The organism is Rhizobium sp. R339, from assembly GCF_002211395.1.
Classification (GTDB): domain Bacteria; phylum Pseudomonadota; class Alphaproteobacteria; order Rhizobiales; family Rhizobiaceae; genus Rhizobium.
In genome coordinates, this window is record NZ_LOKV01000012.1 from 510,379 (window position 1) to 524,973 (window position 14,595).

At 62.0% G+C, this 14,595-nt stretch carries 13 protein-coding genes and 1 pseudogene; 7 read left to right on the forward strand and 7 right to left on the reverse strand.

The window, feature by feature from the left end; genetic code table 11:
* Positions 1-2 precede the first annotated feature (2 nt).
* Positions 3-1,190, forward strand: coding sequence for a galactarate dehydratase (locus tag ATY76_RS16460; RefSeq protein WP_088676077.1), 1,188 nt, complete (start codon positions 3-5; stop codon positions 1,188-1,190).
* A gap of 64 nt (positions 1,191-1,254) precedes the next feature.
* Here the strand turns inward: ATY76_RS16460 and ATY76_RS16465 are convergent, their stop codons facing one another.
* The 7 genes from ATY76_RS16465 to ATY76_RS16495 form a co-directional block, all read right to left on the reverse strand.
* Positions 1,255-1,827 (reverse strand): NADPH-dependent FMN reductase, encoded by a 573-nt coding sequence (locus ATY76_RS16465; RefSeq protein ID WP_088675796.1) that lies wholly within the window; start codon positions 1,825-1,827, stop codon positions 1,255-1,257.
* A gap of 55 nt (positions 1,828-1,882) precedes the next feature.
* The gene (locus tag ATY76_RS16470; protein ID WP_088676078.1) at positions 1,883-2,548 is read right to left on the reverse strand and encodes a nitroreductase; all 666 of its coding nucleotides are present in this window, start codon (positions 2,546-2,548) and stop codon (positions 1,883-1,885) included.
* 231 nt (positions 2,549-2,779) lie between these two features.
* Entirely contained in the window at positions 2,780-3,133 is a 354-nt protein-coding gene (locus ATY76_RS16475; RefSeq protein ID WP_088675797.1) for a metalloregulator ArsR/SmtB family transcription factor, read from the reverse strand.
* 216 nt (positions 3,134-3,349) lie between these two features.
* Entirely contained in the window at positions 3,350-4,042 is a 693-nt protein-coding gene (locus ATY76_RS16480; RefSeq protein WP_088675798.1) for a response regulator transcription factor, read from the reverse strand.
* A gap of 1 nt (position 4,043) precedes the next feature.
* Positions 4,044-4,421, reverse strand: coding sequence for a response regulator (locus ATY76_RS16485; RefSeq protein ID WP_088675799.1), 378 nt, complete (start codon positions 4,419-4,421; stop codon positions 4,044-4,046).
* Between the two features lie 2 nt (positions 4,422-4,423).
* Complete coding sequence (locus ATY76_RS16490) at positions 4,424-5,065, reverse strand: response regulator (RefSeq protein ID WP_088675800.1); 642 nt, start codon at positions 5,063-5,065, stop codon at positions 4,424-4,426.
* On the reverse strand, positions 5,062-8,694 hold the full coding sequence (locus tag ATY76_RS16495; protein ID WP_088676079.1) for a PAS domain-containing protein: 3,633 nt from the start codon (positions 8,692-8,694) through the stop codon (positions 5,062-5,064). The genes ATY76_RS16490 and ATY76_RS16495 overlap by 4 nt, the downstream gene beginning before the upstream one ends.
* A 339-nt stretch (positions 8,695-9,033) precedes the next feature.
* Here ATY76_RS16495 and ATY76_RS16500 point away from each other — a divergent pair, with 339 nt between their 5' ends.
* The 6 genes and pseudogenes from ATY76_RS16500 to repC all read left to right on the forward strand — a co-directional run bounded on the left by ATY76_RS16500 (position 9,034) and on the right by repC (position 14,530).
* The gene (locus ATY76_RS16500) at positions 9,034-9,786 is read left to right on the forward strand and encodes an NAD(P)H-binding protein (RefSeq protein ID WP_088675801.1); all 753 of its coding nucleotides are present in this window, start codon (positions 9,034-9,036) and stop codon (positions 9,784-9,786) included.
* Between the two features lie 74 nt (positions 9,787-9,860).
* Positions 9,861-10,076 carry an AbrB/MazE/SpoVT family DNA-binding domain-containing protein gene (locus ATY76_RS16505; protein WP_088675802.1) on the forward strand — a complete coding sequence of 72 codons (216 nt, stop codon included), beginning with the start codon at positions 9,861-9,863 and terminating at the stop codon, positions 10,074-10,076.
* 336 nt (positions 10,077-10,412) lie between these two features.
* Positions 10,413-10,601 (forward strand): annotated as a pseudogene (locus tag ATY76_RS16510) (hypothetical protein); the annotation flags it as partial.
* Between the two features lie 276 nt (positions 10,602-10,877).
* Positions 10,878-12,071, forward strand: coding sequence for a plasmid partitioning protein RepA (gene repA / locus ATY76_RS16515; RefSeq protein WP_088675803.1), 1,194 nt, complete (start codon positions 10,878-10,880; stop codon positions 12,069-12,071).
* A gap of 2 nt (positions 12,072-12,073) precedes the next feature.
* Entirely contained in the window at positions 12,074-13,075 is a 1,002-nt protein-coding gene (gene repB / locus ATY76_RS16520; protein WP_088675804.1) for a plasmid partitioning protein RepB, read from the forward strand.
* A 153-nt stretch (positions 13,076-13,228) separates the two neighbouring features.
* On the forward strand, positions 13,229-14,530 hold the full coding sequence (repC, locus tag ATY76_RS16525) for a plasmid replication protein RepC (RefSeq protein ID WP_088675805.1): 1,302 nt from the start codon (positions 13,229-13,231) through the stop codon (positions 14,528-14,530).
* Positions 14,531-14,595 lie beyond the last annotated feature (65 nt).

Here is a 14,595-nt window from a genome sequence, read left to right on the forward strand (position 1 = left end):
TGATGAAAATCGACCGGATGCGGGTTTTCATGACCCGCGACAAGGACCGCCCCCGCGTGATCGTCGCGCTCGATACCGATGACGGGCTCACCGGCTGGGGCGAATGCTACAATCACGGCCCGGACAAGGCGTTGCCGCCGCTGCTCGACTATCTCTACGGATTTATATCGGGCCAGGACCCGACACGCGTCGAATATCTCGTCAATCTGCTGATCCAGCAGAGCCGCTTCCCGCCTGGTGCGCTCGGCCTTGCCGCGATCTCCGCGCTCGACCATTGCCTGTGGGACCTCGCGGCCAAGGCGGCGAACGTGCCTGTCTACAAGCTGCTCGGCGGCGAGGTGCGCGACCGCATCAAGGTCTATGCCGGGGTCTATACCGCCCCCGATGCGCCGGCGGCCCGCGAGGAGTTCGATCGCCTGAAGGAAGGCTGGGGCTTCACCGCCTTCAAGCTCAGCCCCTGGCGGATCGACATGCACTCCAATCGCTGGGGCAATGTCGTGAAGGCCTCGGCGGATTATTTCCGCTCGCTTCGCGAGACGGTCAGCGACGAATACGAGATCGCCTTCGACGCCCATGCCAAGATCTTCGAGCCGATCGCCGCGCGCCAACTCGGCAATGCGCTGGCGCCTTACGATCCTCTGTTCTTCGAGGAGCCGCTGCGTCCGGAGAATATCGAGGCTTGGGGCGACTTGAAGCAGGGCCTCAACTGCACGCTTGCGACCGGTGAATCGCTCTACAACAGGAACGAGTTCCTGCGGCTGCTGCAGGTCAAGGGCGCCGATCTCATCCAGCCCGATATCTGCGTCGTCGGCGGCATCAGCGAAATGCGCCGTATCGCCACCCTTGCCGAAGCCTTCTTCGTCGGCGTGGCGCCGCACAATCCGATGGGGCCGCTGGCCACCGCCGTCAACGTGCATTTCTCGGCCGCGGCGCAGAATTTCCGCATCCTCGAGTACCGGCTTCCCAAGGGACAGGCCTATGTCTATGGCGGGCTCGATATCGAGCAGCGGCAGGGCGAAACCCGCTACGTCGTCGATCCCTACCTGCCGAAGGACGGTTATCTCGAACTGCGTCCCGACCGGCCGGGCTGGGGCGTCGAAATGGACGAGAAGGCAATGCAGGAGGAAGGCTACATCCATTGGCAGCGGCGCGTGCCGAAGCGGCCTGATGGTTCCTACGCCTTCGCTTGAAGACGTCGCTCGAAAATCGGGAATTGGCTGCCGCCGCAGGGAGGCAGCCAATTATTAAAGCGCTTTAGGCATCTCTCGGCAGCACCGAGCGGACCCTTGCGATGAAGACATGGAAATCCTGCATGAATTTGCGAAGGAAATCGGCGGTGGCGGCGTTCGTGACCTCGCCGTCATCGGTGATCAGTCCCGGCGTGAACTGGATGTATGCTTCCGGGGCATTCATCTGGGGAGAGTTGCAGAAGCTGAGCACGCTGCGCAAATTCTGCTGGGCGACGGCTGTGCCTATGGCGCCCGGCGATGTGCCGATGACCGCCGACGGCTTGTGGGTGAAGGAGTTGGTGCCGTAGGGGCGGCTCGCCCAGTCGATTGCGTTTTTCAGCCCGCCGGGTATGGATCGATTGTATTCGGGCGTGACGAACAGCACGGCGTCGACGGCTGCGATATCAGCCTTGAACGCCCTGCCGGCCGGCGGGAAGTCGGCGTCGTAGTCATAGCTGTAGAGCGGCAACTCCTTGAAGGATATCTCCGACATTTCAAGCTCCGGCGGGGCGAGCCGCACCAGCGCCTTGGCGAGCTTGCGATTGATCGAGCCCTTGGCGAGGCTCCCGATGAGATAGCCTACTTTATGCGTGGTCATGGCGTTCTCCCGCAAGGATCATGGAAGGAGTTTCTGGTGCTCTCAGCGCAAGCAGCTAGTCGCCGACGAATGTGACCGTCTCGGCGAGAGGAGCGCGGCCCGTACGGGCAAAATTGATCGCGGGGTCCTCGTACCCGATCGACATGCCGCAGAAGAGGATAAGCCCGTCCGGGGGCGACAAGGCCTCGGCGACCGTCTCTCGCACCTGTGACCACGCCATTTGCGGGCAGCTGTGCAGGCCTTCGGCGCGCAGCAGCAGCATGACGGTCTGCAGATACATGCCGACGTCGGCCCATTGGGGCAGGCCCAGCTCACGATCGATATAGCAGAACAGGGCGGCCGGCGCTCCGAAGCAATTCCAGTTGGCGATCGCTGCCCGCTGGCGCGCCTCCCAGTCCTCGCGCGCAATGCCGAGCGCGCTGTAACGCTCCTTGCCGAAGGCGGATCGGCGCTCGCCATACGGGGTCTTCAGCGCGGATGGATACATTTCATATTGCCGCTTGTCCCAAGCGGTGCCGTGAGCCACGCGCTCGACGGCTGATGTCTTGAGTTCGGCCAGCGCCGCGCCGGTCATCACGTAGGTGTTCCACGGCTGAATGTTCGATCCTGACGGCGACCAGGCCGCGGCGGAGAGCACCCGCTCGAGTATCTCCTTCGCCACAGGCTGGTTCTTGAATCCGCGCACCGACCGCCGGCTTGTGACTGCCTCATATACGTCCATGATCATCTCCATGCCGTTGGCCGATCCTGAGCGCATGCGCAATGGAATCAGCTCTTCGGGTTGCGGTCGATGCAGGAGATATTGTCCATGTTCATGGCCGTCTCCTCCTGACCGTTCCTGATGCGGTTCATTATCTCCATGTGCGATGGAGACGTAATCACACCGTGGTCTAGGAGGCGTACATCAAACGTTCATCAGGGATAGCGGCAAGAGCAGCGCTTCGTCATTTCTTCAGGCGTTTACGGCCCGCACGTGCTCGACTCCGGTGCGAGGATGCGATCCGAAGATGTCGGCGAGCGTATCGAGCACGGCTCTCGCCGCGCCGGATTGAAGCGAATAATAGATCGTCTGGGCAGCCCTTCGGGTCTGTACGAGATCCTGTTCTCGGAGAATCGCCAAATGCTGGGATGTGGAAGACTGGCTCAACCCCACCTCGTCGGCCAGGATGGACACGGACATTTCGCCCTCGGTCAACAGATGCAGGATGTGAAGCCGTTTGGCATTGCCCATGGCCGACAGGAGGTTGGCCTCGTTGTCGAAAGGGTTGACCTCAGGGGAAGGCGCGGCGGGCGGTCGATTGTTCAAGGCGAGATCTCCTTTAGGGAACCAAAGCCGGGAACCAGGCAAATCCCCGAGCTTTAATTTAGAGATAACGCATGGGTGGGATGTCGAAACCCATTGCCGGCGCCGCATGGTCGTTTTTGGCGCGAATCGGATAGGACTCGCAAAAATTGGACAGTGGCGGCAGCTTATGCGCGAGGACTGGCGTCCACGCACCTTGGATCGCGCTCGGGGCTTGAGCTAGCGCGATCCGCTCTGGCGCATTTGCACGGGCAAGGTTTCCCATGCCCGGATCAGCTCGCCGATCGAGCCGGCCTCCATCTTGTGCATGACATTGCTGCGATGCAGCTTGACCGTCACTTCGCTGATGCCGAGATCGAAGGCGATCTGCTTATTCAGCCGTCCGCGGGCGACTTCATGGAGAACCTCGCGCTCGCGCTGCGTCAGCGTCTCCAGCCGCTCGATGTTGCGATTGGCGATCGCCGCTTCCGCCCGCCGCTCGCAGTCCATGGCAATGGCCGCGGTCACAGCATCGAGCAGCGTCTGGTCCCGCACCGGCTTGGTGAGGAAGTCCACCGCACCGGCTTTCATCGCCTGCACGGTCATGGGAATGTCGCCATGGCCGGTGAGGAAAATGATCGGCTTGACGACGCCGTTTTCGGCCAGATGGCTCTGCAGGTGAAGGCCGCTCGCCCCCGGCATGCGCACATCGAGGATCAGGCAGCCGGGCCTGTCCAATATATCAGCATCGAGCAACTCGCGGGTCGAGGCAAAGCTGACCGGTTGGAAACCCGCCGACAGGATCAGCTCGGACAGTGCCTCGCGAAGGGGTGCGTCGTCATCCACGATGATGACGAGCGGCTGATCCTCCTCACATCCGCGCTGCACTGACAACGGCGCCGATCTCCGGACGAACGGCTGGTCAACTCTCATGTCACCCTCCATCTCTCGATTTGTGTAAAGCATTGGCGATGGCCGCGAGCAGGGCCTGGGCATCGAAAGGCTTGCGGAAGAAGCCGCCGGCGCCTTGAGCGCGGCCCTGATCGGCGATCTCGTGGCGGCCCGTGATCAGGAAGACCGGCAGCTCCGGACGCGATTTCCTGACGAGATCGCGAAGTTCGAAGCCGTCGATGCCGGGCATTCCGATATCGGTGATGAGCAGGTCGAGGTCCGACAGCCCGTTGACGAGCAGCGAGCCCGCCGACGAGAAGCCGCGGGCGACATAGCCTGCCGATTCCAGCAGGTCGCCCATCGATTCCAGAAGCCTCGGATCGTCATCGACGATTGCCACGACATGTCTTGTCTTGTTCATGTTCAATTCCCTCCCACCCGGCGCGAGTGGGTTATCGGTATTTGCAGTTTCTCCGCGATGCGCACGAGGTCGGCGAGTGAAGCCGCCGCCATCTTCTGCATCACGTTTCTTCTATGGATCTGCAGCGTGACTTCGCTGATCCCCAGTTCGGCTGCCGCCTGCTTGTTGAGAAGGCCACTGACGACGAGCGGCAGCACCTCTCGCTCGCGCGGCGTCAGGTCGAGATAATGCTGTTTCAGCATGTCGCGTTCGGCGCGCTCGGCTCTCTTTTCCCGATCCTGGGCGAGAGCCGCGTGGATAGCCGCCATGAGATCCTCGTCGCTGAACGGCTTGGTGAGGAAATCCACCGCGCCGCGCTTGATCGCGCGCACCGAGGAGGGGATGTCGCCATGTCCGGTGATGAACACGATCGGCGGATGATCGCCGTCGGCGATTTGCCTCTGCAAGTCGAGGCCGTTGATATCGGGCAGCTCTATATCGAGAATGAGGCAGGCAGGCCGGTCCGGCTTGTCCGCCGTGACATAATCGCCGGCGGACTCGAAGGCGACAGCGTGCATGCCGTGCGAGGCCAGCAGCTCGCCGAGCGCCTCGCGAATGCGTTCATCGTCGTCGACGATGAAGACAATATGGTCGTCGGCCTTCATGACGCCGCCTTCGCTTCAACGGGCAATGTGAAGATCAACGTCGCTCCGCGCGGTTCGTTCTTGTCCGCCCATAATCTTCCGCCGTGCAATTCGACGATCGAGCGGCAGATCGCCAGTCCCATGCCCATGCCGTTCTGCTTCGTGGTGAAGAAGGGCTCGAACATCTTCTCGGGAGACTCGATGCCCCGGCCGAGGTCGCTGACCTCGGTCTGGACGGCATTGCCGATATGACGCGAGCGTATCTCGACCACCCTGTCGCTTGTCTCTGCGTCCAGCGCTTCGATGCCGTTGCGGATGAGATTGATCAGAACCTGTTGAATCTGGACGCGGTCGATGGCAACGAGCGGCAGATTGGCGTCGACATCGGCCTCGATGCGAACACGCCGCCGCCAGGCCTCGTCGGCCATGAGGCTGCGCACTTCGTCGATAATGCCGGCGAGCGTCGTTCGAGCTCTCGTGTCGGCGGATTGCTTGAACAGGGCGCGAATGCGGCTGACGACTTCGGCGGCCGAATTGGCATCCCGGATGATGCGTTCGACCGTTCTTTGCGCCCGCTCCATGTTCGGCGGCTCGGCCATCAGCCAGCGCTGGCAGGCGTGCGAATTCGCCACGACGGCCGCCAGGGGCTGGTTTACCTCGTGGGCGATGGAGGCGGAAAGCTCGGCCAGGCTCGCCGCCTGGCTTGCCCGGGCAAGGCCCTCCTGCGTCAGGCGCAGCTCTTCCTGCGCCTGAACTTCGCCATCGATATCGAGGCAGATCACGTTCCATTGCACGATCGCACCCTCGGCATTGCGCATCGGCGCGGCGCGCGTCTCGACCCAGCGATATTCGCCATCGAACCGCCGCAGGCGATGCTTGCGCGCATAGGGTTCGCCGGTGGCGAGCGACAAGGCGTATTTCTCCTTGACGTCGGCAAGGTCGTCGGGGTGAACGCCGGCATCGAGCGTGCCGGCGAGCCGTGATTTGCCGGTTCCATCCAGCTCTTCGAGCTTGTATCCGAGAAAGTCGCGGAGCTGCGGATTGCGATAGACCGGCTCTCCATCGGGAGCCGCGCAATCGATCATGACCGGCAGCGTCTCGACGATCTGCCAGAGCGAACGTTCCCTCTCTCGCAGAGCCTCCTCGATGCGCAGCTGATCGTCGATGTCATGCGAGAGCCCGTACCATTGCGCGATCCGGCCATTATCATCCCGCAACGGTTCGGCGCTGCCCTTCACCCAGCGGTAGACGCCGTCGGCGCGCCGCAGCCGATACTGTTTCGAGAAGCGCTCGCCGGTCATGAAGGAATGGTTGAGCGCTTCAGCGAGACTGGCGGCATCGTCCGGATGGACGGCCGCTTCGATGAGGGCCGCCAGCGGGCTTACGCCCGGCTTTTCCATATCGCCGATGCCGGTACCCAGAAAATCGATCAGGCGCTGATTGAAGAAGGTCGGATTGCCCTGCGGATCGAGCCGCCAGAGCAGGCTCGGAACCATGTCCACCAGTTGCGAAAGCTCCCGCTCCCGGTCGCGCAGCGCTTCCTGCGCGCGCATCTCGTCGTCGATATCGACCGATATGACATACCATTGCGTGATCGCGCCGCTTTGGTCGCGCAGCGGCTCGGCCCGGCCGTCGACCCAGCGATATGCCCCGTCGAAACGGCGCATGCGGTATTTGATCGAGAAGGGATCGCCGGTGACGAGGGAGCGCTGGACCGTCTCCAGCAGCCTCGACGCATCCTCGGGATGGACGAGGGTATGGATGACCGACGAGAGACGGCTCATGCCCGGCCTGTCCATATCCTCGACATCGACACCGAAAAAGTCGATCAGCCGCTTGTTGAAGAAGACCGGCTCGCCCTTCGGCGTCAGGCGCCTGATCTGGACCGGGACCATGTCCACGAGCTGCGAGAGCTCGCGCTCGCGTTCGCGCAGGGTTTCCAGCGCGCGCACCTCCTCGTCGATATCGAGCGAAACGCCGTACCACTGCACGACCTTGCCGTCATCATCACGCCGCGGCTCGACCCGGCATTCGGCCCAGCGATAGACGCCGTCCTGTTCGCGCCAGCGAAACCGCATCGCCGTGCCGCCGCCGCTTTCGAAGCAGTTCTGCAAAGTCCGCTGGACGTCGGGCGCATCCTCGGGGTGGATCAGTTGCTGCAGCAGATCTTCGATGCGCGGCTCGCCGCGAGTGTCGAAATCGGCGATGACGGAGCGGAAATGATCCTGATACCGCTTGTTGAAATAAATCGACCCGCCCGCCGGCTCCACGCTCCAGACGCGGACAGGCACGGCATCGATCATCTGCTGGAGCTGCTGCTCGCTTCGCCGCAACGCCTCTTCGGCATGCACCTGGTCGTCGATGTCGTGGCAAAGTCCGTACCACTGGACGATGTTTCCGGCTTCGTCGCGCATCGGCTCGGCACGGCTCGACATCCAGCGGTAGCTGCCGTCGGCGCGGCGCAGCCGATAGCGCATGACGAAGTTTTCGCCGGTGGCAAGGCAATGGCGAAGCGCGTTGCCGAAGCCTGCCGCATCATCGGCATGGACGGCGGCCTGAAGCGCCTCCAGCCGGCTGATGCCGGGCCTGTCCATATCCGCCACGTCCATGCCGAGGAAATCGACCATCCGCCTGTTGAAGAAGGTCGGCACGCCCTCGGGCGTCAGACGCCAGACATGGCTCGGCACCATGTCCACGAGCTGCGAGAGTTCCCGTTCCCGGTCGCGCAACGTCTCGACGTTTTGGCGCAATGTGAATACCGCCAGCTGGTGCTGCCTGGAAATGGCCGCGACGATCAGCGCCGAAAAGGCCGAGATGGCCAGAAACAGCTGCAGCATGACCTGCCTATGCCGCTGGGACTCCGGATCGCCGGCAAATTGGCCCGCGCCTGTGATCGTGAAGATCGCGGTGATCAGGGCCAGCAGAGCGAGCGATACGGCAGCGCCCTTGAATTCGAAGCGGACCGCGGCCCAGAGAAGCGGCGGCATGATGATATAGGCGAAGGGAAGATAGCCGCTCAGCGACAGAGCGGCGACGCCGAGAAAGATCAGCCCAAGCACGCAGGCTTCCACCCATTGCGCGGCCGAGAACCGCGTCTTGCCGCGCCAGCTGTGGAAGAGGACGAGCGCCAGCGGCGCGACGATCAGGACACCGGTCGCGTCTCCCACCCACCATAGAGGCCAGGCGGTCGCGAAGGATTGCGACTGGATGGCGAACCAGGCCAATGTGGCGCTTCCGATGGTCGCGCTGACGATCGGCGCAATTCCGGCGGCCAGGATGACGAAGGTGAGAACTTCCTGCAAAGTTTCCATCCGAACAGGGTGCTTCAGCGTCCGGTTGACCAGCCATGCCGCGACCACCGCTCCAAGGGCGTTGCCGACATAGATCAGAAGGGCTGCCAGGACTGGACTGAAGAACCACAGGGCATTGGCGAACATCTCCGCCAGGCAGCCCGACAGGATCCACCACGGCCAGCTGCGCCGGGGGGCGAGGATGAGTGTCGCGACGAATAGGCCGCCGGGAGGCCAGATGGAAATACCCGTTCCCGGCACGATTGCGAGCGACTGCGCGAAGCCGCAGGCAAGGACATAGCCGAGAAAGAAGAGCGCCAGATACAGGAAGCGGGGACGGTGCGACCAGACGCTCCTCAGCAACCGCTCCTGCCGGGCAGAGAAAGCCAGGGGATCGTCAGCATTTCCTGCAGCAGTCTGTGTCGATTTCGGCGCTGGCAAGCTCATGCTCGAACCGTAATCCCGCCGCATCACAACCGCAACTCATGGAAACCCATGCATTGCGCGGGAATGTAGCCGGGAATTTTCGGGCGAGCGCGCAATCCTGTTTTTCCGATAAGGGGTCCTAGACTTCGGTCTGGCTCTGCTACGCCCTGCGTCCAGGGCGCCGGACCTCGGGCATGATGGAAGGCGTGCGGCTTTGCGGCCATTGTCGATCCGCGCGAGGCAAGCGGAAGAGCTGAAGCAGAGGATGCCGACATGAAAATCACCGTCGTTGGAGCAAACGGGCTTATCGGAACTGAACTTACGGCAAAGCTGCGCCGGTCGGGCCACGACGTCACGGCAGCGTCATTGTCGCTCGGCGTCGACACGGTAACCGGCAAGGGCCTGGAAGTGGTCATGGCGGGGGCCGAAGCCGTCGTCGACGTAACCAACGCCGCATCGTTCGGCGACAGTTCGGCCCTGGATTTCTTCAAGGCCTCGACAAAGAACCTGCTCGCCGCGGCGGCCGAAGCCGATGTCGGGCATTATCTCGCGCTCTCGGTCGTCGGCACGCCGCGCCTGGTGGAAAGCGACTATTTCCGCGCCAAGATGGTGCAGGAAAACCTCATCCGAGCTGCGGGCAGACCTTACACGATCCTCCGCTCCACCCAGTTCTACGAATTCATAAACGGACTGATCGACATCGGTGCCAGAGGCAACGTCCTCCACCTGCCGCCGGCCTTCATGCGGCCAGTCGCGGCACACGACGTCGCGGGATTCCTGGCGGACCTGGCAGCCGGCAGGCCCTTGGGTGATATCGTCGAGATCGGCGGCCCGGAACAGTTCGGCATCGACGAAATCGCCCGGATCTATCTCGCCGCAAATGAGGACGGCCGGCAGGTGGTCACCGATCCGTCCACCTCCTATTTCGGCGTCCAGCTGACGGATGATGTGCTGCTTCCGGGTCTCGGCGCGCGCATGGCGAGTGAGAAGCTTTCCGACTGGCTCTACCAATCGATGGCGGCTTAGCGGCGAGCATGAGGCTCGAAATTCTATTCCTCGGGTGATAGGCTCCCTTAGGAAAGGAACAAAGGCGCTCGGATATGGCCACGACCGTTACCGCAAAAGGACAGGTGACTATTCCCAAACCGATCCAGGACATGCTCGGCATCGTTCCGGGGAGCAAGGTTGATTTTCACTGTGCTGCCGATGGCAGCGTGCTTCTGACATGCGCCGACAGGAAACAGCCGGCCAGCCGATTTGAAAAGCTGCACGGTCATGCCGGCAAAGGTTTGGATACCGATGCGATCATGGCTTGACGCGCAGCGAGATGTGACATTCGATAATGGATCTCCTGACCGTTAACCGGAAATGGAAGGGCCGCGGCTGATGCGGGATGCAGACAGCTGACGCAGCTGTTTTCATTTGAAGTTGCCGCGCAGATTCCTGAGCCGCCTCTGTCGATGCGTTCAAAAAAGCTTCATAAAAGCCTGAAGTTGAAATTGCTGCGACCCGCTCCAAATCCCGTCGGCGGCAGCCGGAACCGGAGAGGGGCGTATGGGCAAAGGGTGTATCGATCGGGCCTGCGGGATTGGACAAATCCTCGGCTTTCTTTTCGGCCTCTTCTCCTGCCCGCTCGCATTCGCTGCGCCTACCGATCGGGCGTGACAGTATCGGGCGAGCGGCCCGGTTCCAGCGGCCGCTATAGGCTTTCCGGCTATCGCCTCGATCTGACCGACGCCGCCGGAAAGACCGAGAGCCTGAGCATTTTCGCGCCGGACAAGGGTTCCGATGGGCTGCTTGTCATCAACGGCCAGAACTACCTGAAGGATGATGGGCAATAGCCGGATGGAGCCTTTCCGGCCCTGCTGGCGGCATTGTGAAAATCAATGAATTTCATGTGCATAACGAGGAGATCGGCCTTGTCTGCCATAGCCTCGGACAGGTGCGAATCACCTGCCTGTTTGTCGGCTAATTCGCTCAATTTGCGGGCTCGTTTCGCATGCCTCGACGCCTGCTTTGGTTAAGCATTTGTAATTCGGTCACGAATCGCGGCATATAGTAACTGCGCAACTGAAGCGCTTTCGTTCAAAATTGCGCAGTTACTTGGGAAAAAGATCATGCAGCCGAGTCTTGCTCTTCAAGATGATCAAGAGCACCTCCCGTCGCTTCTGGCAACGGATGCCAAGGAGTTATCCTATCAACTTCAGCAGCATCAGGCCAAAATCTTTCCCCCGCTGTCGCAAAAGACGATCCGGACGTTTTCTCCGGCCGAGGCCGCAGCCTTCATCGGCATTGGCGAAGGTTATCTCAGGCAGGTGGCGGCCGACGGTCATGGCCCGGATCCGCTGGCAAACGGACGGCGGCTCTACAGCGCAACCGATATGGACCGGATCCGCCGTGTCCTCGACGAGCGGAACGGAACGCCGAAATATGTGCCGGCCCGCAGGCCAGGCGAAAAGCTCCAGATCGTCTCCGTCATGAATTTCAAGGGCGGCTCGGGCAAGACCACGACCGCGGCCCATTTTGCCCAGTTCATGGCGCTTCGGGGTTACCGTGTGCTCGCCGTCGACCTCGATCCGCAGGCTTCGCTGTCGGCGCTCTTCGGCCATCAGCCGGAGTTCGACGTTGGCGAGGGCGAGACGATCTACGGCGCGATCCGCTATGAGGATCCACGCCCGATCGCCGACATCGTGCGCGCCACCTACACCCCGAACCTGCATCTCATTCCCGGCAATCTCGAGCTGATGGAATTCGAGCACGAGACGCCGAAGGCTATGGCCTCGGGCACGGCCGAGACGATGTTCTTTGCCCGGATCGGCGAGGCCTTGACGGACATCGAAAGCCTCTACGACGTCGTCGTCATCGACTGCCCGCCGCAACTCGGGTTCCTGACGATGTCGGCCCTCTGCGCCGCGACCTCGGTTCTGATCACCGTCCATCCGCAGATGCTCGACGTCATGTCGATGTCGCAGTTCCTGACGATGACCAGCGAATTGATGTCTGTCGTCGAGAAGGCAGGCGGGCGCACCAGCTATGACTGGATGCGCTATCTCGTGACGCGGTTCGAACCGAATGACGGGCCGCAAAGCCAGATGACCGGCTTCATGCGGGCGATCTTCGGCAATCGCATGCTCCACAACGCCATGGTGAAGTCGACGGCAGTCTCCGACGCCGGCGTCACCAAGCAGACTCTCTATGAGGTCGAGCGGTCGCAATTCACCCGTGGAACCTATGACCGGGCGCTGGAGTCGCTGAACCTCGTGAATGGTGAGATCGAAGCGCATGTTCGTTCCACCTGGGGGAGGAGATAGACATGGCGCGTAAGAACCTCATCGAAATCTCGGCTCCGAGTCCGGCAAGGGCAGAAGCGGTCGCGCCCCGCGACAATCGCCCGATTGCCGGCTTCGTGCCGCAGGAGCGTGTCGGCGCGCCGGTCGGCGGTATTACCAAGACGCTCGGCAATATCACCGAGAAGATGGAGCGGGCGAGCGAGCTGGAACGGCAGCTCGCGGCGGGCCAGATCATCGTCGAGCTCGATCCCGGCCTGATCGACGCTTCCTTCGTCAGCGACCGCCTGGCGATCGACGCGGCGGAATTGGCCGATCTCGTCGAGCAGATCCGCGAGCATGGGCAGCAGGTTCCGATCCTCGTGCGTCCGCACCCCGAAACCAAGGGCCGCTATCAGGTCGCTTACGGCCATCGCCGTCTGGCGGCCACGAGAGAGATCGGCATCCGGGTGCGCGCGGTCGTCCGCGATCTCACCGACGGCCAGCTGGTTGTCAGCCAGGGACAGGAAAACAGCGCCCGGACCAACCTCTCCTATATCGAGCGCGCGCTCTTCGCCTCGCGGCTCGAGGAACGCGGCTTCGGCCGCGACACGATCATGGCCGCGCTCAGTGTGGATAAGGCGGCGCTGTCGCGAATGCTGATCGTCATGCGCCAGGTTCCCATGGAGCTCATCAACGCCATTGGCGCAGCGCCCGATATCGGCCGCCGGCGGTGGCTGGAGTTCGGCGAGCAGCTTGAGAGCGCCGATATCGGCAAGATCATCGCCGAGTTGTCCGCGGACGACGTGCGCAGGATGTCGAGCGACGAGCGGTTTCATAAGGCGTTTGCTCTGGCGACGAAGAAGAAAGCGGCGCCGAAGCCGGCTGCGGCCAAATCCGAAGTCAGCGGCGTGCCTGTAATGATCAAGAAAACAGCGTCCGGCGCGACATTCGTCTTCGACAGCAAGACCGCGCCCGGTTTCGATCAATTCGTCCAGGAAAGGCTGCAAGGCCTGTTCCAGGAGTTCAAAAAGAACAGAGGAGCGTAACGCGCAAAAGAAAAAGGCCCCCAACGACGCCGTCGTGGAAGCCCTTCTCAGATCTTAAGCACATCGAGAATCGCATTTCCACGAATCACAGTCAAGCGTCCTAGGCACCAAATTGGTGGATGGTTTTCTTTTGCCTGAACGAAGGTGAAGGCAATGGAGAGTGGATATGTGACGACGCCCTTTGGGCGGCGGCCGATGTCGCTTGGCATGCTGGCAAGCCAGCAACTGGCCGAGACGATCGAGCCGGGGATGAAACGCAGCAAGTGGAAACTGTTCAGGGCAATCTGCGAGGCGCGGCCGGCGCTCGGCGTGACCGATCGGGCGCTGACGGTGCTCGACGCGCTGCTGACCTTTTATCCCGACGATGAAATCTCCGAGGAGAAAGGCCTGATCGTCTTTCCCTCGAATGCACAGCTTTCGCTGCGTGCCCGCGGCATGACGCCGGCGACGCTGCGGCGCCATCTTGCCGTCCTGGTCGAGGCCGGTCTGATCCTGCGCAAGGACAGCCCGAACGGAAAACGTTATGCCCGCCGCGACAGGGCAGGGGCGATCGGCGAGGCCTTCGGCTTCAGCGTCGCGCCGCTTCTGGCCCGCGCCACCGAAATCGAAAACCTTGCGGCCCAGGCGATTGCCGACCGGGAACTGCTCCGGGCGACGAGAGAACGCCTGACGGTCTGCCGGCGCGATATTTCCAAGCTGATCTCCACGGCCATCGATGAAGCCGTTCCCGGCGACTGGGAGCAGATGACGATGATGTTTCGCGATCTTGTCGCGAGGATCCCGCGCATGGCTAGCATCGAAGAGCTGATATCGTTGCTCGACGAAATGGGCTTGCTGCGTGACGAAGCGGTCAACCTGCTGGAAAGACACATTAAACGAGAAAAAATAGACGCCAATGAGTCTCAAATTGAGCGTCACAAACAGAATTCAAACCCCAAATCCATTTATGAACTTGAACCAAGCTTCGATACGAAGCAGGGCGAAACGGCGGTGACAAACAATGAGGGGATGGCCGAACCGCTGGATGTGCGAAGGCTGAAACCGCTGAGGCCTTCCGCGGGACCTGCTGGCAAGATGCCGGATGCCGCTGTGGCCGCTGGCCACGGCCTGAAATCCTTCCCGCTCGGCCTCGTCCTGCAGGCCTGCCCTGCCATTCTCGATTATGGGCCGGGCGGCGCGATCGGCAATTGGCGCGACCTGATGTCGGCCGCCGTCGTCGTGCGCTCGATGCTCGGCGTCAGCCCCTCAGCCTATGAGGAAGCCTGCGTCGGCATGGGGCCGGAAAACGCCGCAACCGTGATCGCCTGCATCCTGGAACGAGGAGGCCATATCAACTCGCCCGGCGGTTATCTCCGCGATCTCACCCGCAGGACCGAGAGAGGCGAATTCGCGATCGGGCCGATGCTGATGGCGCTGGTGCGGACCAATGGTGGGGTAAAACGACATGCCGGCTAATGGATTTCAGCTGCAAGGCCGTTGCGCCGTTGCCTCATCCGGTAAACTCACCTTTTTCAGTCCGA

Bases quoted from the DNA above. Each gene is read 5' to 3' on its own strand.
- repA (WP_088675803.1), top strand. From the start codon at position 10,878: ATGCAGCCGAGTCTTGCTCTTCAAGATGATCAAGAGCACCTCCCGTCG.
- ATY76_RS16470 (WP_088676078.1), bottom strand. From the start codon at position 2,548: ATGGACGTATATGAGGCAGTCACAAGCCGGCGGTCGGTGCGCGGATTC.
- ATY76_RS16480 (WP_088675798.1), bottom strand. From the start codon at position 4,042: ATGAGAGTTGACCAGCCGTTCGTCCGGAGATCGGCGCCGTTGTCAGTG.
- ATY76_RS16490 (WP_088675800.1), bottom strand. From the start codon at position 5,065: ATGAAGGCCGACGACCATATTGTCTTCATCGTCGACGACGATGAACGC.
- ATY76_RS16465 (WP_088675796.1), bottom strand. From the start codon at position 1,827: ATGACCACGCATAAAGTAGGCTATCTCATCGGGAGCCTCGCCAAGGGC.
- repB (WP_088675804.1), top strand. From the start codon at position 12,074: ATGGCGCGTAAGAACCTCATCGAAATCTCGGCTCCGAGTCCGGCAAGG.
- repC (WP_088675805.1), top strand. From the start codon at position 13,229: ATGGAGAGTGGATATGTGACGACGCCCTTTGGGCGGCGGCCGATGTCG.
- ATY76_RS16505 (WP_088675802.1), top strand. From the start codon at position 9,861: ATGGCCACGACCGTTACCGCAAAAGGACAGGTGACTATTCCCAAACCG.
- ATY76_RS16500 (WP_088675801.1), top strand. From the start codon at position 9,034: ATGAAAATCACCGTCGTTGGAGCAAACGGGCTTATCGGAACTGAACTT.
- ATY76_RS16485 (WP_088675799.1), bottom strand. From the start codon at position 4,421: ATGAACAAGACAAGACATGTCGTGGCAATCGTCGATGACGATCCGAGG.
- ATY76_RS16460 (WP_088676077.1), top strand. From the start codon at position 3: ATGAAAATCGACCGGATGCGGGTTTTCATGACCCGCGACAAGGACCGC.